General features: G+C 71.6%; 23 protein-coding genes and 3 tRNA genes. 19 read left to right on the forward strand and 7 right to left on the reverse strand.

From position 1 onward, the window contains the following. Nucleotides 1-1,353, forward strand: coding sequence for an FAD-dependent oxidoreductase (locus tag ACP7BI_RS01090; RefSeq protein WP_425843080.1), 1,353 nt, complete (start codon nt 1-3; stop codon nt 1,351-1,353). Between the two features lies 1 nt (nt 1,354). Further along, nucleotides 1,355-2,119: a sulfite exporter TauE/SafE family protein gene (locus ACP7BI_RS01095; RefSeq protein ID WP_425843082.1), complete on the forward strand. Its 765-nt coding sequence runs from the start codon at nt 1,355-1,357 to the stop codon at nt 2,117-2,119. Nucleotides 2,120-2,126: 7 nt separating this feature from the next. Here ACP7BI_RS01095 and ACP7BI_RS01100 read toward each other — a convergent pair whose 3' ends face one another. The 3 genes from ACP7BI_RS01100 to ACP7BI_RS01110 all read right to left on the reverse strand — a co-directional run bounded on the left by ACP7BI_RS01100 (nt 2,127) and on the right by ACP7BI_RS01110 (nt 4,381). Next, on the reverse strand, nt 2,127-3,578 hold the full coding sequence (locus ACP7BI_RS01100) for a phospholipase D-like domain-containing protein (RefSeq protein ID WP_425843084.1): 1,452 nt from the start codon (nt 3,576-3,578) through the stop codon (nt 2,127-2,129). Nucleotides 3,579-3,600: 22 nt separating this feature from the next. Next, a complete protein-coding gene (locus ACP7BI_RS01105; protein ID WP_425843086.1) occupies nt 3,601-4,089 on the reverse strand; it encodes a YajQ family cyclic di-GMP-binding protein in 489 nt (162 codons plus the stop codon). A 207-nt stretch (nt 4,090-4,296) separates the two neighbouring features. Then, nucleotides 4,297-4,381 (reverse strand) — tRNA-Tyr (locus tag ACP7BI_RS01110). Nucleotides 4,382-4,471: 90 nt separating this feature from the next. On the opposite strand from ACP7BI_RS01110, the gene ACP7BI_RS01115 reads away from it, so the two are divergent. Both ACP7BI_RS01115 and ACP7BI_RS01120 read left to right on the forward strand, forming a co-directional pair. Then, the gene (locus ACP7BI_RS01115) at nt 4,472-5,275 is read left to right on the forward strand and encodes an inositol monophosphatase family protein (protein ID WP_425843088.1); all 804 of its coding nucleotides are present in this window, start codon (nt 4,472-4,474) and stop codon (nt 5,273-5,275) included. A 184-nt stretch (nt 5,276-5,459) separates the two neighbouring features. Beyond that, nucleotides 5,460-6,644, forward strand: a complete 1,185-nt coding sequence (locus ACP7BI_RS01120) for a M23 family metallopeptidase (protein WP_026372646.1) — start codon at nt 5,460-5,462, stop codon at nt 6,642-6,644. Between the two features lie 71 nt (nt 6,645-6,715). Here the strand turns inward: ACP7BI_RS01120 and ACP7BI_RS01125 are convergent, their stop codons facing one another. Beyond that, nucleotides 6,716-8,356 carry a glycoside hydrolase family 13 protein gene (locus tag ACP7BI_RS01125; protein ID WP_425843090.1) on the reverse strand — a complete coding sequence of 547 codons (1,641 nt, stop codon included), beginning with the start codon at nt 8,354-8,356 and terminating at the stop codon, nt 6,716-6,718. Nucleotides 8,357-8,537: 181 nt separating this feature from the next. On the opposite strand from ACP7BI_RS01125, the gene ACP7BI_RS01130 reads away from it, so the two are divergent. From ACP7BI_RS01130 to ACP7BI_RS01160, 7 genes are all read left to right on the forward strand, one after another. Continuing rightward, nucleotides 8,538-9,794: a sugar ABC transporter substrate-binding protein gene (locus tag ACP7BI_RS01130; protein ID WP_425843092.1), complete on the forward strand. Its 1,257-nt coding sequence runs from the start codon at nt 8,538-8,540 to the stop codon at nt 9,792-9,794. Nucleotides 9,795-9,930: 136 nt separating this feature from the next. Further along, nucleotides 9,931-11,478: an ABC transporter permease subunit gene (locus ACP7BI_RS01135; protein ID WP_425843539.1), complete on the forward strand. Its 1,548-nt coding sequence runs from the start codon at nt 9,931-9,933 to the stop codon at nt 11,476-11,478. Next, nucleotides 11,478-12,401, forward strand: a complete 924-nt coding sequence (locus ACP7BI_RS01140) for a sugar ABC transporter permease (protein WP_425843094.1) — start codon at nt 11,478-11,480, stop codon at nt 12,399-12,401. Before ACP7BI_RS01135 ends, ACP7BI_RS01140 begins: the two co-directional genes overlap by 1 nt. A 71-nt stretch (nt 12,402-12,472) precedes the next feature. After that, nucleotides 12,473-14,005 carry a sodium-dependent transporter gene (locus tag ACP7BI_RS01145; RefSeq protein WP_425843096.1) on the forward strand — a complete coding sequence of 511 codons (1,533 nt, stop codon included), beginning with the start codon at nt 12,473-12,475 and terminating at the stop codon, nt 14,003-14,005. After that, nucleotides 14,002-14,130 carry a MetS family NSS transporter small subunit gene (locus ACP7BI_RS01150; RefSeq protein WP_084154883.1) on the forward strand — a complete coding sequence of 43 codons (129 nt, stop codon included), beginning with the start codon at nt 14,002-14,004 and terminating at the stop codon, nt 14,128-14,130. Before ACP7BI_RS01145 ends, ACP7BI_RS01150 begins: the two co-directional genes overlap by 4 nt. Nucleotides 14,131-14,247: 117 nt before the next feature. After that, the gene (locus ACP7BI_RS01155; RefSeq protein ID WP_425843098.1) at nt 14,248-14,592 is read left to right on the forward strand and encodes a DUF485 domain-containing protein; all 345 of its coding nucleotides are present in this window, start codon (nt 14,248-14,250) and stop codon (nt 14,590-14,592) included. Continuing rightward, nucleotides 14,592-16,169, forward strand: coding sequence for a solute symporter family protein (locus tag ACP7BI_RS01160; protein ID WP_425843100.1), 1,578 nt, complete (start codon nt 14,592-14,594; stop codon nt 16,167-16,169). Before ACP7BI_RS01155 ends, ACP7BI_RS01160 begins: the two co-directional genes overlap by 1 nt. A 108-nt stretch (nt 16,170-16,277) precedes the next feature. Here the strand turns inward: ACP7BI_RS01160 and ACP7BI_RS01165 are convergent, their stop codons facing one another. After that, nucleotides 16,278-17,234 carry an EamA family transporter gene (locus ACP7BI_RS01165; protein WP_425843540.1) on the reverse strand — a complete coding sequence of 319 codons (957 nt, stop codon included), beginning with the start codon at nt 17,232-17,234 and terminating at the stop codon, nt 16,278-16,280. 87 nt (nt 17,235-17,321) lie between these two features. On the opposite strand from ACP7BI_RS01165, the gene ACP7BI_RS01170 reads away from it, so the two are divergent. From ACP7BI_RS01170 to ACP7BI_RS01205, 8 genes are all read left to right on the forward strand, one after another. After that, complete coding sequence (locus tag ACP7BI_RS01170) at nt 17,322-18,227, forward strand: LysR family transcriptional regulator (protein ID WP_425843102.1); 906 nt, start codon at nt 17,322-17,324, stop codon at nt 18,225-18,227. A 57-nt stretch (nt 18,228-18,284) separates the two neighbouring features. Continuing rightward, a tRNA-Thr gene (locus ACP7BI_RS01175) sits at nt 18,285-18,356 on the forward strand. Nucleotides 18,357-18,394: 38 nt separating this feature from the next. Continuing rightward, nucleotides 18,395-18,468, forward strand: a tRNA-Met gene (locus tag ACP7BI_RS01180). A 152-nt stretch (nt 18,469-18,620) separates the two neighbouring features. Next, the gene (locus ACP7BI_RS01185; RefSeq protein ID WP_425843104.1) at nt 18,621-19,625 is read left to right on the forward strand and encodes a homocysteine S-methyltransferase family protein; all 1,005 of its coding nucleotides are present in this window, start codon (nt 18,621-18,623) and stop codon (nt 19,623-19,625) included. Nucleotides 19,626-19,650: 25 nt separating this feature from the next. After that, a complete protein-coding gene (locus ACP7BI_RS01190; protein ID WP_425843106.1) occupies nt 19,651-20,100 on the forward strand; it encodes an FAS1-like dehydratase domain-containing protein in 450 nt (149 codons plus the stop codon). After that, nucleotides 20,097-20,510, forward strand: a complete 414-nt coding sequence (locus ACP7BI_RS01195; protein ID WP_425843108.1) for a MaoC/PaaZ C-terminal domain-containing protein — start codon at nt 20,097-20,099, stop codon at nt 20,508-20,510. Before ACP7BI_RS01190 ends, ACP7BI_RS01195 begins: the two co-directional genes overlap by 4 nt. Then, nucleotides 20,507-21,700, forward strand: coding sequence for a UDP-N-acetylmuramate dehydrogenase (locus ACP7BI_RS01200; protein ID WP_425843110.1), 1,194 nt, complete (start codon nt 20,507-20,509; stop codon nt 21,698-21,700). Before ACP7BI_RS01195 ends, ACP7BI_RS01200 begins: the two co-directional genes overlap by 4 nt. A 145-nt stretch (nt 21,701-21,845) precedes the next feature. Beyond that, entirely contained in the window at nt 21,846-22,268 is a 423-nt protein-coding gene (locus tag ACP7BI_RS01205) for a VOC family protein (protein ID WP_425843112.1), read from the forward strand. 15 nt (nt 22,269-22,283) lie between these two features. Here the strand turns inward: ACP7BI_RS01205 and ACP7BI_RS01210 are convergent, their stop codons facing one another. Beyond that, entirely contained in the window at nt 22,284-22,898 is a 615-nt protein-coding gene (locus ACP7BI_RS01210) for a response regulator (protein WP_425843114.1), read from the reverse strand. After that, nucleotides 22,895-24,067 carry a sensor histidine kinase gene (locus tag ACP7BI_RS01215; protein ID WP_425843116.1) on the reverse strand — a complete coding sequence of 391 codons (1,173 nt, stop codon included), beginning with the start codon at nt 24,065-24,067 and terminating at the stop codon, nt 22,895-22,897. The genes ACP7BI_RS01210 and ACP7BI_RS01215 overlap by 4 nt, the downstream gene beginning before the upstream one ends. Between the last annotated feature and the right edge of the window lie 2 nt (nt 24,068-24,069).

A 24,069-nucleotide genomic window follows, 5' to 3' on the forward strand; every position in this document is an offset into this window, starting at 1 on the left:
GTGAGCGAACCGCTCCGCATCGCCGTGATCGGCGCAGGGCCGGCCGGCATCTACGCCGCCGACATCCTCAAGAAGGCCGTCCGCGAGGCCGGCGGCGACGTCTACATCGACCTGTTCGAGCAGCTTCCCGCGCCCTACGGTCTCGTGCGCTACGGCGTCGCGCCCGACCACCCGCGCATCAAGGGCATCATCTCGGCGCTCCGCGAGGTGCTCGAGGCGGGCGTCGTGCGACTGTTCGGCAACGTGAGCTTCGGCGACGACATCACGGTCGCCGACCTCGAGCGGCTCTACCACGGCGTCATCTTCGCGACGGGCGCCACGAAGGACGCCCCGCTCGACATCCCCGGCGTCGAGCTGCCCGGCTCCTACGGCGCGGCCGACTTCGTCTCCTGGTACGACGGCCACCCCGACGTGCCGCGCGAGTGGCCGCTCGAGGCGAAGGAGATCGCCGTCATCGGCAACGGCAACGTCGCCCTCGACGTCGCCCGGATGCTCGTGAAGCACCCCGAGGACCTCATGCCCACCGAGGTGCCCGACAACGTCGTCGCCGGCCTCGAGGCATCCCCCGTCACCGACGTGCACGTCTTCGGCCGCCGCGGCCCGCTCGGGGTCAAGTTCACGCCGCTCGAGCTGCGCGAGCTCGGCGAGCTGCGCGACGTCGACATGATCGTCCACGACGAGGACTTCGGCGTCGACCCCGACGAGGAGACGGCGAAGCAGAACAAGCAGATCCTCGTGATCTCGCGCGTGCTCGACCAGTGGCGGCAGCGCGAGGTCGGCAAGGCTGCGCGTCGCCTGCACCTGCATTTCTGGTCGCGGCCGGATGCGGTGCTCGGCGATGAGCGCGTGGAGGCGCTCCGCGTCGAGCGCACGCGCCCGACGCCGGAGGGGCTCGAGGGCACGGGGGAGTACCGCGAGTTCCCGGTGCAGGCCGTCTACCGCGCGGTCGGCTACTTCTCGTCGCCGCTGCCGGGCGTGCCCTTCGACGAGCGCCGCGGCGTCATCCCGAACGAGGCCGGGCGCGTGATGGACGGCATCCGCCCCGTGCCCGGGATGTACGCGACCGGCTGGATCAAGCGCGGCCCCGTCGGCCTCATCGGCCACACGAAGTCCGACGCGAAGGAGACGATCGAGCAGCTGCTCGGCGACTCCAACTCGTGGTGGTCGCCCGAGCCCTTCGACCAGGATGCGGTGCCGCAGCTGCTCTCGGAGCGGGGCGTCGAGTGGACCGACATCGACGGCTGGATCCGGCTCGACGAGCACGAGATGGCGCTCGGCGAGCCGCACGGGCGCGCGCGCGTCAAGGTCGTGCCGCGCGACGAGATGGTGCAGATCTCGCGCGACGAGCGCTGACTTGGAGCCGATCGGCTGGGCGCTGATCGCGCTCGCGTCGGTCGGCGGCGGCGCGATCAACGCGGCGGCGGGCGGCGGCACGCTCATCACCTTCCCGGCGATGCTCGCCGCGGGAATGAGCCCGCTCGCGGCCAACATGACGTCGTCGATCGGCATGCTCATGGGCACCCTCGGCGGCGCGTGGAGCTACCGCGCCGAGCTGCGGCACCAGCGCCGGCGCTTCCTGGCGAACGCCCCGTTCGGGGTGATCGGCGGCGCGCTCGGCGCGGTGCTGCTGCTGCTCACGCCGTCCGACTCGTTCACCGCGATCGTGCCGTGGCTCGTGCTGGGCGCGGCGGCGCTCTTCGCCGCGCAGCCGCTCATCGCGAAGCGGCTCGGCCGCACGCCCGACAGCGGCTTCGACACCGTCTCCACCGGCGGCTGGGCGACGAAGGCCTCGTTCGTGCTCGTCGGCATCTACGGCTCCTACTTCGGCGCCGGCGTCGGCGTGATGATGCTCGCGATGCTCGGCCTCCTCATCCACGACTCGCTCCAGCACCACAACGCGCTCAAGAACGTGCTCGCGGCGGTCGTGAACGGCACGGGCGCGATCATCCTCGCCTTCTCGCCGCTCATCGACTGGGGCGTCGTGCTCGTCATGCTCGCCGGCTCGCTCGCGGGCGGCATCGCGGGCGGCTGGCTCTCGCGCCGGGTGCCGTCGTGGGCGCTGCGGGCCGTCGTCATCGCCTTCGCGATCGGCGTCGCGCTCACGATGCTGCTCGCTTGAGCCGGCCCTACTGCAGCGCCGACGTCAGCCGCGCGACGTTGTCGAACAGCTGCGTCACGCGCGGTCGGGCGAGCCACGTCTCGAGCGTGAGCTCCGACGACTGCAGCCGGTAGCCCTCCGCCGTGCCCTGCAGCTGCTTGACCATCGACTCGCCCTCGATGAGCATCGACACCTCGAAGTTGAGGCCGAACGAGCGCATGTCGATGTTCGACGAACCGACGACCGACACCTTCTCGTCGAAGGTCATGAACTTCGAGTGCAGCACGGTGGGCTTCGCGAACAGCGTGATGCGCACGCCCGCCCGCAGGAGCTCCTCGTAGTACGAGCGCTGCGCGTGGTGCGTCCAGAACTGGTCGCCGATCTCACTCGCGAACAGCTCGACCTCCACCCCGCGCACCGCAGCCGACGTGATCGCGTAGCGCATCGCCTCGTCGGGCACGAAGTAGGGGCTCACGATCGTGATGCGGTGCTCGGCCGCGTGCACGAGCTCGAGGAAGATGCGCAGGTTGATCTCGCCCTCGAAGCCGGGGCCCGAGGGTACGACGGATGCGTTGAGGTCGCCCTGATGCTCGGAGCCGTGCGTCGCGAGCTCCACGAGCTCGTTCGACTCGGCCCACCAGTCAGACCAGAAGAGCACGTCGAGGGCGCGGACCGGCTGACCCGTGAGCTCGATCCACGAGTCGCGCCACTGCAGGCCACGACGGATGTTCTTCCTCCACAGGTAGGACGGGTCGACGAGGTTGAGCGAACCGGTGAAGCCGACCGAGCCGTCGATCACGACGAGCTTTCGGTGGTTGCGGAGGTCGGGCCGCTGCCACTGCGCGCGCCACGGCTTGAGCGGCAGCATGTCGCGCCACTCGGCGCCCATCGCCTCGAGCCGGGCGATCGTCTCCTTGCGCCGCGGGTAGCGCGCGCTCGTGAGGTGGTCGACGAGCACGCGCACCGTGACGCCGCGGGCGGCGGCGCGCTCGAGCGCGGCGAAGAAGACCTCGGTGCGCTCGCTCGCGACGATGAGGTAGAACTCGACGTGCACCCAGCGCTCGGCCTCGTCGATGCGGCGGGCCATCGCCTCGAGCTGCGCGTCGAACTCGCCCCACACGACGCCTTGCGTCGGGCCGACGTGCGGCATCGACGACAGGGCGCGGTTGAGCTCGAGCACGCCGCCGAGCCACGGGGGCCGGTCGCGCGCGGCGGGTGCGTCGTCGATCGAGAGCGTGCTCTCGCGGATGAGCTCCTGGATCGCCGACATCTTCTCGCGCCGCGCCCGCGGCAAGCGGGTGTTCCCGAGGATGCCGAAGACGATCCAGCCGACGATCGGCTGCAGCTGGATGACGAGCAGCCAGGCGATCGCCGAGGAGGGGCGTCGGTTGTAGGGCACGACGAAGAGGGCGACGACTCGCAGCAGGATGTCGACGACGAAGTAGAGCGTGGTGAACGCCTCGGCGAGCGTCAGCTCCACGGGGACGGGGGAGTGGCCCGGCTCAGCGGAAGTTGACGAACTGCAGGTCGATCTCGAAGTCGCCGGCCTTCAGCAGCCGGATCGTCTCCTGGAGGTCGTCGCGGCTCTTCGAGGTGACGCGCACCTCGTCGCCCTGGATCTGCGCCTTGACGCCCTTGGGGCCCTGGTCGCGGATGAGCTTCGTGACCTTCTTCGCGTCCTCGCTCGAGATGCCGTCCTTCAGCGAGATCTCGATGCGGAACTCCTTGCCCGAGGCGTAGGGGTCGCCCTGGTCGAGCATCTTGAGGTCGATGCCGCGCTTGATGAACTTCGACTGGACGACGTCGAGCACGGCCTTGACCCGCTCCTCGCTCGACGCCTTGAGCAGCAGCTTCTCGCCGCTCCACGCGACGTCGGCGCCGACGCCCTTGAAGTCGTAGCGCTGCTCGACCTCCTTGCGCGCCTGGTTGACGGCGTTCTCGGCCTCCATCTTGTCGACCTTGCTGACCACATCGAACGAGGAATCTGCCATGCCCCGATCCTAGGCCGGTCGGCCCAGCCGCGCGTCGAGCGTCGCGCGCCGCACAGTGCCGGAACTCCGCGCCTCGCGACCGAGCGGAGGCGCAGAATGCCGGAACTCTGCGCTCAGAGATCCGCTGAACAGCGAAGTGCCGGGACTCTGCGGGACGGGGGCGCGGCCGAGACGGCGGAAGCCCCGCCTCGAGGCGGGGCTTCCGGATGGTGGCGAGTGAGGGATTCGAACCCCCGAAGGCATTGCCAGCTGATTTACAGTCAGATCCCTTTGGCCGCTTGGGTAACTCGCCGAGGCCGCGCGGGCCGTCGTCCACCTTACAACACCCACAGGCGCCGCCCCGCCCTGCTCGGCGCCGGGGCGGTATCGCTACCGTGGAGGCATGCGCGAGCTCCACGACCTCAACGTCAGCATCGCCGTCGAGGCCGCTGAGCTCGCGCGGGCCCGCCGACGCGTCGGCGTCGCGGTCGCCGCGAGCAAGTCGAGCCTCGTCGACATCGTCACCGAAGCCGATCGCGAGGTCGAGCGGCTCGTCGTCGAGCGCCTGCGCGCCGCGCGCCCCGACGACGGCATCCTGGGGGAGGAGGGCACGAGCATCGCAGGCACCTCCGGGCTCACCTGGGTGATCGATCCGATCGACGGCACCGTCAACTACCTCTACGACATCCCCGCGTATGCGGTCTCCATCGGCCTCGTCGAGGGCGACCCCGACCCCGCGACGTGGCAGCCGCTCTCGGGCGTCGTCGTCAACGCCGCGTCGGGCGAGCGCTTCGAGGCGACCCGGGGCGGGGGAGCGACGCTCGACGGCCGGCCGATCAGGGTGGCGGATGCCGTCCCGGCGGCGACCGCGCTCGTCGGCACGGGGTTCGGGTACGACGCGGCCCGCCGGCAGCGGCAGGCCGCGATCGTGCAGGAGCTCATCGGCTCGGTGCGCGACATCCGTCGCATCGGCGCGGCCGCGCTCGACCTCGCGAACGTCGCCTCCGGCCGGCTCAACGCCTACTTCGAGATCGGGCTGCAGCCGTGGGACTTCGCGGCCGGCGCCCTCATCGTCGAGGAGGCCGGCGGCTCCCTGCACGGCTGGCAGGGCGAGGCGCCGGGCTCGCGGTTCCTGCTCGCGGCGCACCCGCAGGTGGCGGCCGAGATCCTCGAGCTGATGGCGCCGCTGCCCGTCGAGGGTGTCTGACCTCTTGCCAGGTCGTTACCATTCCGTTATCTTTGATGGCTGGAGCGCGCGACAGAGCCGCTCCGCGCGTCGTTGCTCCTGACGCCCGGTCCGTGCTTTCATCGGAACCGGCGCTGGTCACGATCGCCCCCAGGATCGACGCGCGCCAACGAACCCCAGACTCGACCTCCAGGACGGCCCCCGCGTGACATCCCCCACACGACGAGCACTGCGCTCGTCGGCTGAGGCTGTCGTCGCGCCTGCGCCGCCCACGCGCCGCGAGCTCCGGGAGCGCGAGCGCGCCGCCGAGGCGATCGCGCTCACCGCCGCCGAGGCCCGCACCGCCGCGCGAGTGACCGTCGTCGAGGGCTCGGCGCCGCTCTACACGACCCGCCGCGCGATGCGCGAGGCCGCGACGCAAGCCGCGCGCGAGCTGCCCGTGACGATGGCGGCAGAGGCCTTCACCACGCCGGTCATCACCGTCGACGCGCCCTCGCTCGGCACCGGCGGCGACAGCGTGCCCGCCGTCCGCCCGCCGGCGCCGCGCCCGCTCGCGCCGCGCGTCGTCCGCCAGACGGCCCCCGTCGGACCGCCGACCCGGCGCCCGACGAGCGTCCGCGGCATCGCGCAGAAGATCACGGCCGGCGGCGCGCTCCTGTTCATCGGCTCGCTCGTCGTCGTCACGAGCCTGCCCGCCCAGGCCGTCCAGCAGCCCGGCGGCATCGACCCGCAGGTCGCGGCGATGCACGAGGAGGGGGAGCAGACGCTCGAGGGCGTCTCGGCCGAGGTGACGAGCTACTTCGCCCGCGACGACATCATCGTCAACGATCAGGTCGCCGCCGCTCGGATGTCCGACGGCGAGCGCGCCGCCTTCCAGGCGGTCGCCGACGGCGAGCCCGCCGGCCCGTCCTACACGGGCGACCCCGCCTTCCCGCAGGTGTGGTCGATGCTCGAGACGAGCTTCGTGCAGACGCCGTTCCCCGACATGGACCAGGTGTCGATGTCGAGCGGCTTCGGCTACCGTCCCGGCGGCTTCCACGGCGGCAGCGACTTCACGCCCGGCCTCGGCACCGACATCCGCCCGATCGCGAACGGCGTCGTGTCGGCCGTCTTCCAGGGCAACAACCCGGGCGGCGGCGGCTACTCCGTCTTCATCGACCACAACATCGACGGCCAGTTCGTGCAGTCCTGGTACGGCCACATGCTCCCCGGCTCGATCGACGTGCGCGTCGGTCAGGTCGTCGACATCACGACGATCATCGGCCAGGTCGGCAACTCCGGCCGCTCGACCGGCCCGCACCTGCACCTCGAGCTGAAGAACAGCGACTACGTCTCGTTCGACCCGGTGCTGTGGCTGCAGACGCGCGAGATGAACCTCGAGCACCGCTGAGCGCGACCCCCGCGAACCGCAGAAGGACGCCCTGCCGATCGGCAGGGCGTCCTTCGTGCATCGGCGCCTGATCAGGCGGTGCGCACCCACACCGTCTCGTCGGCCGCGAGCGACGCCGCGTCGAGCGGCGACGACGACAGCAGGATCTCGCCGCGCGGCACGTCGACGGCGTCGTGACCGATGTTGGCGATCACGGTGATGCCGCCGTTGCGGAAGCCGATCGCGGTCGGGCCCACGTCGATCCACTCGAGCTCACCCGTGCCGAGGCCGTGCGCCTCGCGGAGCGCGAGCGCGCGGCGGTAGAGCTCGAGGGTCGAGCCCTCGACGCCGGCCTGCGCGTCGCGCGCGAGCGTCGCCCACTCCGGCGGCTGCGGCAGCCACGTCTCGCCCGTCGCCGAGAAGCCGTACGCGGGCGACTCCGACTCCCACGGGATCGGCACGCGGCAGCCGTCGCGGCCCCAGAGCTCGCCCTTCGTGCGGTGGAAGGTCGGGTCCTCGCGCTGCTCGGGCGCGATCGCGGTGACCTCGGGAAGACCGAGCTCCTCGCCCTGGTAGACGTAGGCGCTGCCCGGGAGCGCGAGCATGAGCGCCGTCGCGGCACGCCCGCGGCGCAGCGAGACGGTCGGGTCGGCCTTCGACTTGGAGGTCGGGCCGATGCCTGCGCCGTGGGGCGGCGGCGGCACGAGCGCGAGGCGCGTGCGGTGCCGGATGGTGTCGTGGTTCGAGAGCACCCAGGTCGGCGGGGCGCCGACCTCGCCGAACGCGCGGATCGACTCGTCGATCACGGAGCGCAGCTGCGCCGCGTCCCACGGCGTCTCGAGGTAGACGAAGTTGAACGCCTGGTGCATCTCGTCGGGGCGCACGAAGCGCGCCATCTTCTCGAGCGGGCTCACCCACGCCTCGGCGCACAGCACGCGGTCGCCCTCGTACTCGTCGAGCACCGTGCGCCAGCGGCGGTAGATCTCGTGCACGTGCTCCTGGCCGAAGAACGGCGAGTCCATCGAGCCGGCGGCGATGAGCTCCTCGTCGATGTCGGGCAGCCCCTCCGCCTTCGCGTTGCCGTGCGCGACGTCGACCCGGAAGCCGTCGACGCCCCGGTCGAGCCAGAAGCGCAGCACCTCGACGAACATGTCGCCCACCTCGGGGTTGTTCCAGTCGAAGTCGGGCTGCGAGGAGTCGAACAGGTGGAGGTACCACTCGCCGTCGGCGACGCGCGTCCACGCGGGTCCGCCGAAGACGCTCTGCCAGTTGTTCGGCGGCTCGTCGCCGCCCGGGCCCTTGCCCTCGCGGAAGATGTAGCGCGCGCGCTCGGGGCTGCCAGGGCCCGCGGCGAGCGCGGCCTGGAACCACTCGTGCTGGTCCGAGGAGTGGTTCGGCACGAGGTCGACGATGACGCGGAGGCCCCGCTCGTGCGCCTCGGCGAGCATGCGGTCGAAGTCGTCGAGCGTGCCGAAGAGCGGGTCGACGTCCATGTAGTCGCTCACGTCGTAGCCGGCGTCCTTCTGCGGCGAGCGGTAGAAGGGGCTCAGCCAGATCGCGTCGACGCCCAGCTCGGCGAGGTGCGGCAGCCGCGCCGTGATGCCGGCGAGGTCGCCGATGCCGTCGCCCGAGGCATCGGCGAAGCTGCGGGGGTAGATCTGGTAGATGACGGCCGAGCGCCACCACTCGTGGCCGGGCGCGGACTGCGGGAGCTGTGTCGAGGCTTCGGTCATGGCTCCAGGCTAGGCGGATGCGCTGGGTGCTGCCGACAGGGTGCCCAAAGGTCACAGAATGCCAACGATCGGCGGTTATCGGTCACGCCAGGTTGCAGAGGGTGCAGGTTGCGGCCACGATGAGCCAGGCACGCGACGACGCCGTCGTCAGCGGAGCCCATCTGACCTGAAGGAAGGCACCATGAAGCACAGCAGCCTCATGAAGGCGGCCGGCGTCGGCGCCCTCGCGCTCACGCTCGCGGCCTGCTCGGGCGGCGGCACCCCCGCGCCCGAGGGCACGGAGTCGGCGGCCCCGCAGGGCGGCGGCGAGCTCGTCATCTGGATGGACGAGAACCGCGCGTCGGCCCTCGAGGGCGTCGTCGCCACGTTCGAGGAGGAGACCGGCACGACGGTCGAGGTCATCATCAAGGACTTCAACACCATCCGCGACGACCTCACGACCCAGGCGCCCTCGGGCGACGGCCCCGACGTCGTCGTCGGCGCGCACGACTGGATCGGCAAGCTCGTCCAGAACGGCGTCATCCAGCAGGTCGAGCTCGGCGACCTCGCGAGCGACTTCGAGGAGGTCGCGGTCTCGGCCATGACCTACGACGGCTCCGTCTACGGCGTGCCCGTCTCGATCGAGAACATCGCGCTCGTGCGCAACACGGCGCTCGCCCCCGAGGCGCCCGCGACGTGGGACGACCTCGTCGCGACCGGCCAGGCGGCCGTCGCGTCGGGCCAGGCCGAGCACCCGCTGCTCGTCGGCATCGACCCGAACAACGCCGACCCGTACCACCTGTACCCGCTGCAGGCCTCGTTCGGCGGCCCGGTCTTCGGCATCAACGCGGACGGCTCCTACAAACCCGACGACCTGCAGCTCGGCAACGAGGGCAACGTGCAGTTCGCCCAGGCGCTCGCGCAGTGGGGTGCCGACGGCATCATCAACCTGAACATCTCGCAGGACATCGCGAAGGAGCAGTTCGCCTCCGGGACGAGCCCGTACACGATCACGGGACCGTGGAACCTCGCCGACTTCCAGGAGGCGGGCATCGAGTACGCGATCGACCCGATCCCCTCGGCGGGCGGCCAGCCGGCGACGCCGTTCGTGGGCGTGCAGGGCTTCTTCATCTCGCAGTACGCGAACAACCCCATCGTCGCCTCGCAGTTCCTCACCGAGTACATCGCCGGGGAGGAGGCGCAGACGGCCATCTTCGAGAGCGGCCAGCGCGCTCCCGCGCTGACGGCGGCGTTCGAGGCCGCGCAGTCGAACGAGGACGTCGCGGGCTTCGGCGCCGTCGGCGCCGCGGGCGTGCCGATGCCGAACATCCCCGAGATGGATGCGCTGTGGACCGACTGGGGCACCACCGAGGCGCAGATCATCGGCGGCCAGGCGGCCGACCCGGCCGCGGCCTGGACCGAGATGGCTGCGAAGATCCAGGGCACGCTGGGCGGCTGAGCCACCCCGGTGCAAGCGGCGGCCGGCCCCATCGGGCCGGCCGCCGTCCCATCCCCAGCGACAGCCGAGGCGACAGGAGCCCGTCTTGACCACCACCGCCGCACCGCCGAGACCCGCCCGGGCGCCGAAGCGAGGCATGCGCCACCAGCCCTCGAGCTTCAAGGTGCTCGCGCTCAAGCTGCTGCTGCTCGCGCTCGTCGACGCGGTCGCGGTCTTCGCGATGTCGGTGATGCTGCTGCGCGACGACTACGTGCTCGCGGGTGTCGTGCTCGTCGTGACGCTCGTCGTCAACTGGGTCTACCTGAGCCCCGGACTGCTGCCGGCGAAGTACCTCACGCCCGGCCTCGTCTTCCTCGCGGTCTTCCAGGTCTTCGTCATCGTCTACACGCTCTACATCGCCTTCACGAACTACGGCGACGGGCACAACTCGACGAAGGACGACGCGATCTCGGCGATCGTGGGGCAGAACACGCAGCGCGTCGAGGGCTCGCCCGTCTACCAGGTGCAGGTCGTCGAGAGCCTCGCGGGGCTCGGACTGCTCGCGACGAGCCCCGAGGGCGACGTGCTCGTCGGCACGGCAGACGAGCCGCTCGAGCAGGTCGCCGAGGGCGACGTCACGATGGACGGGCCGCGCGCGAGCGCCGCGTCCGGCTGGACGAGCCTCGGCATGCAGGACATCCTGCAGCGCCAGCAGGAGATCGCCGCCCTGCAGGTTCCGCTGAGCGACGACCTCGCCGACGGCTTCCTCCGCACGACGAACGCATCCCAGGCCTTCGTCTTCGAGTCGACCTTCGTCTACGACGAGGCGGCCGACACCATGACCGACAGCGCGAGCGGCGTCGTCTACCGCGACCTCGGCAACGGCCAGTTCGAGAGCGACGACGGCCAGGTGCTCGGCACCGGCTGGCAGATCGTCGTCGGCTTCGAGAACTTCCTCTACCCGTTCGAGAACCCTCGCTACGGCGGCGCGCTCGTCTCGGTGCTGCTCTGGACGTTCGCGTTCGCGATCATCTCGGTCGGGCTCTCGTTCTTCCTCGGCCTCTTCCTGGCCATCGCGCTCAACGACCCGCGCATGAAGTCGAAGTTCGCCTATCGCGTGCTGTCGATCCTGCCGTACGCGTTCCCGTCGTTCCTCGGCGCCCTCGTCTGGCTCGGCCTCATGAACACCGAGTTCGGCTTCATCAACAACGTGCTGCTCGGCGGCGCCGACATCCCGTGGCTCACGGATCCGTGGCTCGCGAAGGTGTCGACGATCATCGTGAACGTGTGGCTGGGCTTCCCCTACATGTTCCTCATCTGCCTCGGCGCGCTGCAGTCGATCCCGGAGGAGCTCACCGAGGCGGCGTCGGTGGACGGCGCGAGCGGCTGGCAGGTCTTCAGCGGCATCAAGCTGCCGCTGCTGTTCGTCTCGACCGCGCCGCTGCTCATCTCGTCGTTCGCGTTCAACTTCAACAACTTCAACATCATCTACATGCTGACGCGCGGCGGTCCCCGCATGGCGGGCGTCGAGGAGAACGTCGGGCACACCGACCTGCTCATCACGCTCGTCTACAAGACGGCGTTCGAGGGCGTCGGCCGCGACTACGGGCTCGCCTCCGCGCTGTCGATCCTCATCTTCATCATCGTGGCGACCGTGTCGACGATCGCGTTCCGCCGCACCAAGGCGCTCGAGGAGATGCACTGATGGTCGACTTCGCCATGCCCATCGACCAGTCGGCCCGCGAGGACCGGCCGCCGGCTCCGCCCCACAGGGTCTCGTTCAAGAAGTGGCTCCGCGAGCTCGGCTGGCGGCACCTCGTCGGCATCGCGGTCGTGCTGTTCGCCGCCTTCCCGCTCGTCTACGTGCTGAGCGCGTCGCTCAACCCGAGCGGCACCCTCACCGGCTCCAATGCGCTCTTCCGCGAGGTGTCGGTCGAGAACTACGTCGCCCTGCTGAGCGACCCGCGGCGCCCCTACGCCGCGTGGTTCGCCAACTCGCTCATCGTCGGCCTCGTCACCGCCGCGGGCACCGTCTTCCTCGGCGCGCTCGCCGCCTACTCGTTCAGCCGCATGCGCTTCACGGGCCGCCGCTTCGGGCTGCTGAGCCTCATCCTCGTGCAGATGTTCCCGCAGCTGCTCGCGGTCGTGGCGATCTACCTGCTCATGCGCGGCATCAGCGACTTCTTCCCCGCGATCGGCCTCGACTCGCTCGTCGGCCTCATCATGATCTACCTCGGCGGCGCGCTCGGCGTGAACACCTACTTGATGTACGGCTTCTTCAACACCGTGCCGTCGTCGATCGACGAGGCGGCGAAGATCGACGGCGCGGGCCACGCGCGCATCTTCTTCACCATCATCCTGCGGCTCGTCGCGCCGATCCTCGCCGTCGTCGGGCTGCTGTCGTTCATCGCCACGATGAGCGAGTTCGTCGTCTCGTCGGTCATCCTGACGAGCCCCGACCGGCTCACGCTCGCCGTCGGGCTCTTCCGCTACGTCTCGGAGGAGACGAACACGAACTACCCCATCTTCGCGGCGGGCGCGGTGCTCGCGGCCCTCCCCGTCATGGCGCTGTTCCTGTGGCTGCAGAAGTACATCGTGGGCGGGCTCACCGCGGGCGCTGTCAAGTAGGGCGCCCCGCGCCCGCGGCGGCTGTGGCACGGTAGGGGCATGCATCCCGACGGAGCGGTGGAGGTCTGGCCATGACGCAGGTGAAGGCGCCGATCGATCGCGGTCGGTTCTCGAACAAGACCGTCTTCATCATGGCCGCGATCGGCTCCGCGGTCGGGCTCGGCAACATCTGGCGCTTCCCCTACGTCGCCTACGAGGGCGGCGGCGGGGCGTTCATCCTGCCGTACCTCGTCGCGCTGCTCGTCGCGGGCATCCCGCTCCTGCTGCTCGACTACGCCATCGGTCACTCGCAGCGCGGCTCGGCACCGCTCTCGTTCGCCCGCCTGCACCGCCGGCTCGAGTTCATCGGCTGGTGGCAGGTGTCCATCTGCGTGGTCATCGCGCTCTACTACGCGGCGATCCTCGCGTGGTCGACGCAGTACATCGGCTTCTCGTTCACGCAGGCGTGGGGCGACGACCCGGAGGCGTTCCTCTTCGGCGAGTTCCTGCAGACGGAGGCGGGCGTCGTCTCGCTCGAGTTCGTGCCGGCCGTGCTCATCCCGATGGCGATCATCTGGCTCGTCACGATCGTCATCATGGCGCTCGGCGTGCAGAAGGGCGTCGGGGCGACCTCGGTCATCTTCATCCCCGTGCTGCTCATCGCGTTCTGCGCGCTCGTCGTGCAGGCGCTCATGCTCCCGGGCGCGCTGGACGGCCTGCAGTCGCTCTTCGCCCCCAACTGGGCGGCGCTGCTCGACCCGGCCGTCTGGGCGAGCGCCTTCGGCCAGATCTTCTTCTCGCTCTCGGTCGGCTTCGGCATCATGATCACCTACGCCTCCTACGTGGGGCGGAAGATCGACATGACCGGCTCGGCCTTCGTCGTCGGCTTCGCGAACTCGGGGTTCGAGCTGCTCGCGGGCATCGGCGTCTTCTCGGCGCTCGGCTTCCTCGCGCAGGCCTCGGGAGCTGCGGTCGCCGACGTCGTGAGCGCCGGCATCGGTCTCGCGTTCGTCGCGTTCCCGGCGATCATCTCGCAAGCGCCGTTCGGCGCGCTGCTCGGAGTGCTGTTCTTCGCATCGCTCGTGCTCGCCGGCTTCACGTCGCTCGTGAGCATCCTCGAGGTCGTGATCTCAGCCGTGCGCGACAAGCTCGAGCTGGGCCGCGTCGCCGCGAGCCTCGCCGTGACCGTGCCGATGGCGATCGTGAGCATCCTGCTCTTCTCCACCAGGAGCGGCGTGGTGGTGCTCGACATCGCCGACTACTTCATCAACCGCTTCGGCATCCTGCTCGTCGCGCTCGTCGCGATGATCGCCGTCGGCTGGGGCCTCCGGCGCGTGCCGTGGTTCGCCGAGCACATGAGCCGCTTCGGCTCGATCCGGCTCGGCCGCTGGTGGGTCGTGCTCGTGACGTACATCACGCCCGTGCTCATCGCGCTCATCCTCGTGCAGGAGGCGGTCACCGCGATCACGGTGCCGTACGAGGGATACCCGGCGTGGATGCTCGGGGTGTTCGGGTGGGGCGCGGCCGGTGTCGCACTCATCGCGGGCGTGCTGCTCGCGATCCCGAAGTGGAAGCAGACGACGCCGCTCGAGGCGCCGCCGCACGACGAGGAGGTCATCCGATGACGATCGACGCGATCCTGCTGATGGCGGTCTCGATGCTCGTGCTGTGGGGCGGGCTCGGCGCCGCGATCGTGAACATCGTGCGGTTCAAGGGCCCCGAGCCCGACGCATCCATGCGCGACCTCTGACGCGACCGCCCGACGCGCTTGAGGGTGCGTTGAGCGAGACTTGAGGATGCGGATAGGCTCACCCCACTTCGACGAAGAAGCGGGCGCAGCGTCGCGCCCGGGATGGGAGATCCGCGCATGCCCGATTCCGACCCGATCGCCGAGCGGAGCCTGCAGATGCAGGCATCGCCGGAGTTCCAGCGCCTCCGCAGCGCGTTCATGCGGTTCATCGTGCCGCTCACGGTGCTCTTCCTCGCCTGGTACCTCGCCTATGTGCTGATCGCCGGGTTCGCGCCCGACTTCTTCGCCACGCGCCTCGGCGACAGCTACATCACGATCGGGCTGCTGTTCGGGCTCGCGCAGTTCGTCAGCACCTTCGCGATCACGATGCTCTACAGCCGCTGGGCGAACCGGGTCTACGACCGCGACGCCGAGCCGCTGCGAGAGCAGATGGAGCACGCGGCGATGGTCGGAGGGCGCTGATGGAGCAGATCAACCCGCTCATCAACATGATCGTGTTCGGCGCCTTCGTCGCCGTCACGCTCTTCATCGTCTTCCGCGTCTCGCGCCGGAAGGCGACCGAGAACGAGTTCTACGCCGCCGGCCGCTCCTTCTCGGGCAGGCAGAACGGCGTCGCCATCGCGGGCGACTACCTCTCGGCCGCGAGCTTCCTCGGCATCTGCGGCGCGATCGCGGTCGCCGGCTACGACGGCTTCCTCTACTCGATCGGCTTCCTCGTCGCGTGGCTCGTCGCGCTGCTGCTCGTCGCCGAGCTGCTGCGCAACACCGGCCGCTTCACGATGGCCGACGTGCTGAGCTTCCGGCTCAAGCAGCGCCCCGTTCGCATGGCGGCGGCGCTCGCGACCCTCGCGGTGTGCTTCTTCTACCTCGTCGCGCAGATGGCGGGCGCGGGCGGGCTCGTCGCGCTGCTCATGGGCTTCGAGGGCACGCTCGCCACATCGATCACGATCGCGGTCGTCGGCATCCTCATGATCGTCTACGTGATCGTCGGCGGCATGAAGGGCACGACCTGGGTGCAGATCATCAAGGCCGTGCTGCTCATCGCGGGCGCCGGCATCATGACGCTCATCGTGCTGTTCACGGTGCAGTTCGACTTCGACGAGCTGCTCGCTCGCGCGGTCGAGGCGTCGCCCGACGGCGAGGCGATCCTCGCGCCGGGCCTCAAGTACACGAATCCTGTCGACTTCCTCTCGCTCGGCCTCGCGCTCGTGCTCGGCACCGCGGGGCTCCCGCACGTGCTCATGCGCTTCTACACGGTGCCGTCGGCGAAGGAGGCGCGCCGGAGCGTCGTCTGGGCGATCTGGCTCATCGGCATCTTCTACCTCTTCACGCTCGTGCTGGGCTTCGGTGCCGGCGCGCTCGTGGGGCCCGAGACGATCCGAGACGCCCCGGGCGGCGAGAACGCCGCGGCTCCGCTGCTCGCGCTCGCGCTCGGCGGGCCGGTGCTCATGGCGGTCATCTCCGCCATCGCGTTCGCGACGATCCTCGCGGTCGTCGCGGGCCTCGCCATCACGGCCGCGACGTCGTTCGCGCACGACATCTACGCATCCATCATCAAGCGCGGCGACGTGCAGCCGGGCGCGGAGGTCAAGGTCGCGCGCATCACCGTGGTCGTGATCGGCGTCATCGCGATCCTCGGCGGCATCCTGGCGCAGAACCAGAACGTCGCGTTCCTCGTCGCCCTCGCGTTCGCGGTCGCGGCGAGCGCGAACCTGCCGACCATCATCTACTCGCTGTTCTGGCGCCGGTTCAACACCGGCGGGGCGCTGTGGTCGATGTACGGCGGGCTCATCGCGTGCGTGCTGCTCATCGTGCTCTCGCCCGTGGTGTCCGGTCGCGAGACGTCGATCTTCCCCGACGCCGACTTCGCGATCTTCCCGCTCGCGAACCCCGGCATCGTGTCGATCCCGCTCGCGTTCGTGCTCGGGATCGTCGGCACGCTCGTCTCGAAGCCGTCGGCCGACCACGCGGTGAAGCAGGCCGAGATGGAGGTGCGCTCGTTCACGGGCGCCGGCGCCGAGAAGGCGAGCGAGCACTGACCGACTCCGGTCGAGGGGCCGTCCGGCCGCCGCGGCACCGGGCGGCCCCGTCCCGGAGCGTGGCCGGCGACGACCTGACGGCCGCTGCTCGACCAGCACACGCCCGCTTCAGCGAGTGGATGCGGTGGCGATGGGCCCAGAGGATGCCGGCGCACTCGGCTCGACGGGCGCCGCCGGCTCGAGCGCGCCGCGCCGCCTGAGCGGCAGCGCGCCCGAGCCCAGCAGCACGCCGAGCACCACGACGCCTGCGCCGGCGAGCTCGCCGCCGGTGAGTGTCTCGCCCAGCACCGCCCAGGCGGTGAGCAGCCCGACGACGGGCACGAGCATCGAGAACGGCGCGATGCGCGACGAGGGATGGCGGGTGAGCAGCCAGGTCCAGATGCCGCTGCCGATGACGGTGCCGAACAGCACCGTGTAGCCGAGGCCGGCGATCGCGAGCAGACCCGTCGTCGTCTCGAGGCCGACGAACGAGGCGCCGATCGCGGCCGGACCTTCGACCCAGAGCGAGACCGCGAGCATCGGCAGCACCGGGACGACCGACATCCAGAGCGTGAAGTGCATGGGCTCCGACGGCCGGGCCAGCTTGTTCGAGAGGTTGCCGAACGCCCAGCCGAGCGCGCCGAGCAGCGTGAGCAGGAACGGCCCGAGCGCCGCCGTGCCGAGCTGCTGCCAGCCGATCGCGGTGAGCCCGGCGACGGCGAGCAGGATGCCGATGACCTGCCCGCGGTCGAGGCGCTCGCGCAGCAGCGTGGCGCCGAGCAGCACCGTCATCGGGGCGGACGACTGCAGCACGAGCGAGGCGAGGCCCGTCGGCATCCCGGTCGCCATCGCCCAGTAGAGGAACAGGAACTGGAGCGTGCCGAAGCCGAGGCCGTAGCCGAGCAGCCAGCGCAGCGGCACGTCGGGGCGGGGGATCAGCAGCACGGTCGGCACGGCCAGCAGCGCGAAGCGCAGCGCGACGAGGAAGAACGGCGGGAACTGCTCGAGCGAGAGGTGGATCGCGAGGAAGTTGAGCCCCCAGAGCACCGCCACCAGGATCGCCATCAGCCGCTCACGGGCGGACATCGCGCGCTGGATCATGGCGGAAGCCGATCAGCCGTCGACCTTGCAGCACAAGCGAACGTTGCTCAACCGTCTGTGTAGCGTTGCTGCATGGAGCTGCGCGACCTGGTGCTGCTGCGGGAGCTCGACGAGCGAGGCAGCCTGACCGCCGTCGCTCGCGCCCTGTCGGTGACGCCATCCGCCGTCTCGCAGCGGCTCCGTGCGCTCGAGCGCACGCTCGGGCTCCCGCTCACCGAGCCGGTCGGTCGCGGCGTCCGGCTCACGGTGCCGGGGCGGCTGCTCGCCGCCGGCGCGGTCGAGGTGGCGGCCGTCGTCGCGAGCGTCGAGGCCCGCCTCGCCGCCTTCCGAGGCGGCATCGTCGGTCGCATCGACGTCGCGGCGCTGCCGAGCGCCGGGGTCGTGCTGCTGCCCGGGCTGCTCGCCGCCCTCGGCGGCGACGTGGAGGTCCGCGTGCACGACCACGACGTCGCCGAGGCCGACTACGCGGCCCTCGCGCGCGACCACGACCTCGTCATCGGGCACCGCATGGCGCAGGCCCCGCGGCGCGACTGGCAGCACCTGCGCGTCGTCGACCTGCTGCGCGAGCCGCTCGACATCGCCCTGCCCGTCGCGCATCCGCTCGCCTCGCGCGAGGCGGTGGCACCCGCCGACATCGCGGGGGAGCAGTGGATCGGGGTCCCGGAGGGATACCCCTTCGACGACCTGCGGCTCGCGATCGAGGATGCGGCGACCGAGCCCTTCCGCGTCGTGCAGCGAGTGCGCGACAACCGGCTGGTCGAGGCGCTCGTGGAGGCGGGGATGGGCATCGGCATCCTGCCACGGCTCAGCACGCGCACGTCCGCTGGGGTGCGTCTCCTGCCGCTGCGCGGCGTCGCCGTCGGACGGGTCATCAGCGCGCTCGCGCGGCCCGACATCGCCGAGCGCGCCGTGGTGCGCCACGTGCTCGACGCGCTGCGCGCGTGCGCCGCCGAGATCGCCGCCGCGACGCGCCGGTGAGGTCGAACCGGTCCCTGGCGCGGTGCTATGATCGTCCGGTTGCCGTCGCACGGCAGCGCCCCGGTAGCTCAGTGGTAGAGCACTTCCATGGTAAGGAAGGGGTCGCGAGTTCAATCCTCGCCCGGGGCTCGCGTTCGCTCGACGCTTCGAGCTCGGGTGGGCGTCCTGGCGGGGTAGCTCAGTTGGTGAGAGCGCACGACTCATAATCGTGAGGTCGCGGGTTCGAACCCCGCCCTCGCTACCGCCGGAGATGCAGGGGATCGGGCTCACGCCCGATCCCCTGCTCCCTTCCCGCGCATCCGCGAATCGGGGCATGGACGCGCGTCCCGGTCGGGAGTAGCGTGCCTGCCACGACAGGCCGCGCAGCCTGCCTCGACACCGAGGAGGACGCTGATGTCCACGATCGCGCGACGGACGATGTCGTCCTCGCTCACGGCCAAGCCGTCGAAGCACCGGCACGAGGTGCCCGTCCGCACGCAGGTCTCGTGGCCGACCGCCGCGCGGCCCTTCGTCACCGACGGCGGGCTCGAGACCGACCTCATCCACAACCGCGGCGAGGAGCTGCCCGAGTTCGCCGCCTACCCGCTCGTGCGGACCGAGCGCGGCCGCGCGCTGCTCGAGGAGTACTTCGACGGCTACGCGGCCATCGCGCGCGAGCACGGCACCGGCCTCGTGCTCGAGACGCCCACGTGGCGCGCGAGCGCCGATTGGGGCGCGCGGCTCGGCGACTCGCGCCGAGAGCTCTACGACGTGAACGTGCAGGCCGTGCACCACCTCCTGCGGCTCCGCGAGGAGCGCTACGACGACATCGCCGACGTGCTCATCAGCGGCGCGATGGGGCCGCGCGCCGACGCCTACGCAGACATCCCGCCGATCGATCCCGACGACGCGCAGATGTACCACGAGCGGCAGATCGACGCCTTCGCCGAGGGCGGCGTCGACCTCGTCACCGCCTTCACGCTCTCTGACCCGGGGGAGGCGGTCGGCCTCGCCCGCGCCGCGTTCTACCACGGGCTCCCCGTCGTGATCGGCTTCACCGTCGAGGCCGACGGGCGGCTCCGCGGCGGCATGCCGCTTCGCGAGGCGATCGAGATCGTCGACGCCGAGACCGACACCGTCCACTACATGCTCAACTGCGCGCATCCGCAGCACATCCTCCGAGGCCTCGACGACGGGGCGTGGCGGCGGCGCATCGTGAGCGTGCGCTACAACGCCTCCACCCGCACGCACGCCGAGCTCGATCGCGCGACCACGATCGACGCCGGCGACATCGGCGAGCTGCGCCGCGGGCACGACGAGCTGCGCGCGCAGCTGCCGAACCTCGCGATCATCGGCGGCTGCTGCGGCACCGACGCCCGCCACATCGCCGCCCTCTGGGCGGATCGCACCGCTGCCTGAACCGCCCGCTCCGTAGACTGGCTGCGTGCCAGTCAACCCCGAGATCCAGGGCAGGCAGTACCCGCCCACGCAGCCCTACCTCGTCGGCCGCGAGAAGGTGCGCGAGTTCGCGCGCGCGGTGCAGGCCGAGCACCCTCTCCACCACGACGTCGAGGCCGCTCGCGCCGCCGGGCACGCCGATGTCATCGCACCGCCGACGTTCCCCATCGTCATCCAGCAGCTCACCTGGAACCAGCTGCTCGACGACCCGGCCGCCGGCATCGTGCTCGAGCGCATCGTGCATGGCGACCAGCGCTTCACGGCCACGCGCGCGATCGTCGCCGGCGACGAGCTCACGGGGCAGCTGACCGTCACGCGCGTGCGCTCGCTCGGCGGGAACGACATGGTCACGTGCGAGACGCGCGTGACGGATGCGTCGGGCGAGCACGTGGTGACGGCGACGTCGTCGCTCGTGGTCGCGGGGGAGGCGGCGTGAGCGCGCTCGCCGGCCTCGAGGTGGGCCAGGTCGTCGCGGAGCGCGACATCGTCCTCTCGCGCGAGTCGCTCGTGCGCTACGCCGGCGCGTCCGGCGACTTCAACCCCATCCACTACCGCGACGACGTCGCTGCAACCGTCGGGCTGCCCGGCGTGCTCGCGCACGGCATGCTCACGATGGGCGTCGCGGTGCAGCCGGTCGTCGACTGGGCGGGGCCGGCGCGCGTGCTCGACTATCAGGTGCGGTTCACGCGCCCCGTCGTCGTCGACCCGGAGACCGGCGCGGCGCTGCACGTCGTCGCGAAGGTCGGGCAGCTCGGCGAGGGCACGGCGCGCATCGACCTCACCGTGACGAGCGCCGAGCAGGCCGTGCTCGGCAAGGCGCAGGTCGTCGTGAAGACCGAGGGATGAGCGGCCCGCACCGCCTCGCCGACGCGACGACCATGCGCGTCGGCGGCGAGGTCGCCCGCTGGATCGAGGCGACGACGCGCGAGGAGGTCGCGGAGGCCTACGCCGAGGCGCTCGCCGACGACCACGAGCCGCTGCTGCTGCTGGGCGGCGGCTCGAACACGGTCGCGTCGTCCGAGCCGTTCGACGGGACGGTCCTGCGGGTCGCGACCCGAGGCATCCGCACCCTGCCCGCCGCTCCGCCGCCGCACCGCCCGGCGGGGGAGGAGCCGCCGGCCGACGACTCGGTCGTGCTGCGCGTCGAGGCGGGCGAGCCGTGGGACGAGCTCGTCGAGCGCACCGTCGAGGCGGGGCTCGCGGGCATCGAGGCGCTCAGCGGCGTGCCGGGCTCGACCGGCGCGGCGCCGATCCAGAACATCGGCGCCTACGGCCAGGAGCTCTCGTCGACGCTCGTCGGGCTCGAGCTGCTCTGTGCGAGCGAAGACCGTTCGAGCGAAGACCGTGCGAGCGAAGACAGCGCCGAGACCCTCGAGACCCGCTTCGTGCCCGCGGCCGAGCTGCGGCTCGGCTACCGCGACTCGGCCATCAAGCAGGGCGAGCTGCGGGGTGTCGTGCTCTCGGTCGACCTGCGCCTGCGGCGCTCGGCCGACGGGCGCAGCCAGCCGATCGCGTACCAGCAGCTCGCGTCGGCGCTCGGCGTCGACCTCGGCACGCGCGTGCCGCTCACCGACGTGCGCGCATCCGTGCTCGCCCTGCGATCGTCGAAGGGCATGGTGCTCTCGGACGACCCCGACTCGGTGAGCGCAGGCTCCTTCTTCACCAACCCCATCGTGTCGGCGCGGTTCGCCGTCGGGCTGCCGGACGACGCGCCGCGCTGGTCGGTCGCACCAGCGCCGCAGTCGGTGGTGCTGCCGCTCGGCGCGGACGACGCGGTGCCGCCGCTCGAGCGGCCCGTGCCGCGCGTGAAGCTCTCGGCGGCGTGGCTCATCGAGCACTCGGGCATCGGCCGCGGCTTCTCGCTCCCGGGCTCGCGCGCCGCCATCTCGTCGAAGCACACTCTCGCGCTCACGAACCGCGGCGGCGCGACGGGCGAGGAGATCGCCGAGCTCGCGCGCTTCGTGCAGGCGCGCGTCGAGAACCAGTGGGGCGTTCACCTCGTGCCGGAGCCCGTGCTCGTCGGCCTGCAGGTCTAGGCGAGCCCGCTCGCGCGCATCCGTCGACCGGTTCCGTGCGTGGCCGACCGGATGCGCCGGCCCGGACGCGCAGCCACCCCGTCGAGCGGTCAGGGACTGCGGCCGGCGCGGGAATGCGCGCGCCGCGGCCGCGGTTGCCGCTCGCATGACCGCACCCGTGCAGCTGCGCCTCGTCGTCGAGGCGGAGGACTTCGAGGCCGCGCTCGCGTTCTACCGCGATGCGCTCGGCCTGCCCGAGCTCGCGGCGTTCGAGGGCGACGGCGAGGCGCGCGTCGCGATCCTCGACGCCGGCCGCGCGACGCTCGAGCTCGCGAACCCCGCGCAGAAGCGCATGATCGATGGCATCGAGGCAAGCGGCAGGGAGAGCCCGCGCATCCGCGTCGCGTTCGAGGTCGACGACGCCGAGGGCGTCACGCGCCGGCTCGAGGCGGCCGGAGCGACGGTGATCGCCGAGCCCGTCGAGACGCCGTGGCGCTCGCGGAACGCGCGCCTCGAGGGCCCCGCCGATCTCACGCTCACGCTCTTCGAGGAGCAGGGCGGCGAGGAGCACTTCGTCCCGCTGGGCTGACCCCGCCCGCGGCCGTCAGAGCAGGCCGCGCTCGATCGCGACCGCGACCGCCGAGGTGCGATCGCGCACGCCGAGCTTCGCGAAGATCGACTGCACGTGCGTCTTCACGGTCGCCTCGCCGATGAACAGCGCCCGACCGATCGCCGCGTTCGTCGCGCCCGCCTTCATGCGCTCGAGCACCTCCCGCTCGCGCGCCGAGAGCGCGAGCGCCGGGCCGCGCTGCCGGTCGGCGAGCGCTCGCGCGACGGTCGGCGCCATCGCGCGCTCGCCGCGAGCGACCGCGCGCACGGCGGCGAAGATCTCGAGCGGCGGCGCCGCCTTGAGCAGGTAGCCCGTCGCGCCCGCCTCCGTCGCGGCGAGGATGTCGGCGTCGGAGTCGTAGGTCGTGAGCACGAGCACGCGCGTCTCCGGCAGCTCGGCGAGGATGCGCCGGGTCGCCTCGGCGCCGCCGACTCCCGGCATGCGGAGGTCCGTGAGCACGACGTCCGGGCGCTCCTGCCGCGCGAGCGCGATGAGCGCCTCGCCGTCGGCCGCTTGCCCGATGACCTCGATGTCGGGCGCCTCGGCGAGCAGCGCCGCGAGCCCGCCGCGCACGACGGGGTGGTCGTCGGCGACCGCGACGCGGATCACGGCGCTCCCGCCCCGAGCCGGGCGACCACGCGCGTGCCGGCAGGCGAGGTGTCGATCTCGAGGCTGCCGCCCGCGAGCGACATCCGCTCGTCGAGCCCCTGCAGCCCGAGCCCCCGCCGCACCGCGGCGCGGTCGAACCCGCGCCCGTCGTCGGCGACCTCGAGCCGCACGCCCGACGCATCCGCCGTGAGGGTCACGCCGACGCTCGCCGCGCGGGCGTGCTTGCGCACGTTCGCGAGCGACTCCTGCGCGGTGCGCAGCAGCGCCGCCTGCGCGTCGACCGGCAGCTCGACCGCGACGGCCTCGACCCGCACCGCGATGCCGGTCTCGGCCGCGAAGCGCTCGCCGAGCCGCTCGAGCGCGACCGGCAGGCCGTCGTCGAGCCCGACGGGCGCGTTCGCCGCGACGAGCCCGCGCACCTCGGCGAGCGCCCCCTGCGCGAGCTCCTCGACCGCGGCGAGCGTCGCCGCGTCGGCACCGCGGCGCTGCGCGAGCATCGCGATGGCGGCGAGATCCTGCGCGATCGTGTCATGCAGGTCGCGGGCGATGCGCGCGCGCTCGGCGGCCGTCGCGTGCTCCCCGCTCAAGCGAGCGATCGAGGCCTGCGCGGCCTCGAGCTGGGCGATGAGCCGGTCGCGCTCCTCGGTCGCCCGTGCGAGCCCCGAGATCCACAGGCCGATCACCATGCTGAACGCGAAGCTCAGCGACTGCGTCGTCGCGAGCAGCCAGGTGTCGCCGCCGGCGAGCAGGAACGCGCCCAGCACGGCGCCGAAGAGCCCGAGGTTCGCGATCACGGCGCGGCGGATGCTGTCGCACGACGAGACCCACAAGAGCGGGGCGGCGAGCGCCTGCGCGCCGGCGAGCGGCGGGTACGCGAAGGCCGCGACCGCGGTGCCGACGATCGCGGCGACCTGGAAGGCCGTGCTCGGCCGCTCCGCGAGCAGCGCCCTCCGCGCGACGGGATAGGCAGCACCGATCGTCAGCACGCCCGCGGCGCCGAGCGCGATCGACGGCAGGTCGCCCGCGAAGCCCGCGACGACGAGCAGCACGGCGACCCCGATGCCGACGAACGCATCCCACATCCGCGGGTCCTCGATCGCCGTCGCGCGCACGCGAGCGGCGCCGGGAGCGCTCTCGCCCCCGGCGCGCGCCGGCTCGCTCGCCGTCATGT

This window comes from Agrococcus sp. TSP3-2-1 (genome assembly GCF_049897585.1).
In the GTDB taxonomy this organism is placed as follows: domain Bacteria; phylum Actinomycetota; class Actinomycetes; order Actinomycetales; family Microbacteriaceae; genus Agrococcus.

Coding starts and splice junctions, on each gene's coding strand:
- ACP7BI_RS01145 (WP_425843096.1), top strand. CDS start 12,473: ATGACGCAGGTGAAGGCGCCGATCGATCGCGGTCGGTTCTCGAACAAG.
- ACP7BI_RS01160 (WP_425843100.1), top strand. CDS start 14,592: ATGGAGCAGATCAACCCGCTCATCAACATGATCGTGTTCGGCGCCTTC.
- ACP7BI_RS01150 (WP_084154883.1), top strand. CDS start 14,002: ATGACGATCGACGCGATCCTGCTGATGGCGGTCTCGATGCTCGTGCTG.
- ACP7BI_RS01165 (WP_425843540.1), bottom strand. CDS start 17,234: ATGTCCGCCCGTGAGCGGCTGATGGCGATCCTGGTGGCGGTGCTCTGG.
- ACP7BI_RS01140 (WP_425843094.1), top strand. CDS start 11,478: ATGGTCGACTTCGCCATGCCCATCGACCAGTCGGCCCGCGAGGACCGG.
- ACP7BI_RS01170 (WP_425843102.1), top strand. CDS start 17,322: ATGGAGCTGCGCGACCTGGTGCTGCTGCGGGAGCTCGACGAGCGAGGC.
- ACP7BI_RS01200 (WP_425843110.1), top strand. CDS start 20,507: ATGAGCGGCCCGCACCGCCTCGCCGACGCGACGACCATGCGCGTCGGC.
- ACP7BI_RS01115 (WP_425843088.1), top strand. CDS start 4,472: ATGCGCGAGCTCCACGACCTCAACGTCAGCATCGCCGTCGAGGCCGCT.
- ACP7BI_RS01185 (WP_425843104.1), top strand. CDS start 18,621: ATGTCCACGATCGCGCGACGGACGATGTCGTCCTCGCTCACGGCCAAG.
- ACP7BI_RS01205 (WP_425843112.1), top strand. CDS start 21,846: ATGACCGCACCCGTGCAGCTGCGCCTCGTCGTCGAGGCGGAGGACTTC.
- ACP7BI_RS01215 (WP_425843116.1), bottom strand. CDS start 24,067: ATGACGGCGAGCGAGCCGGCGCGCGCCGGGGGCGAGAGCGCTCCCGGC.
- ACP7BI_RS01105 (WP_425843086.1), bottom strand. CDS start 4,089: ATGGCAGATTCCTCGTTCGATGTGGTCAGCAAGGTCGACAAGATGGAG.
- ACP7BI_RS01135 (WP_425843539.1), top strand. CDS start 9,931: ATGCGCCACCAGCCCTCGAGCTTCAAGGTGCTCGCGCTCAAGCTGCTG.
- ACP7BI_RS01130 (WP_425843092.1), top strand. CDS start 8,538: ATGAAGCACAGCAGCCTCATGAAGGCGGCCGGCGTCGGCGCCCTCGCG.
- ACP7BI_RS01125 (WP_425843090.1), bottom strand. CDS start 8,356: ATGACCGAAGCCTCGACACAGCTCCCGCAGTCCGCGCCCGGCCACGAG.
- ACP7BI_RS01155 (WP_425843098.1), top strand. CDS start 14,248: ATGCCCGATTCCGACCCGATCGCCGAGCGGAGCCTGCAGATGCAGGCA.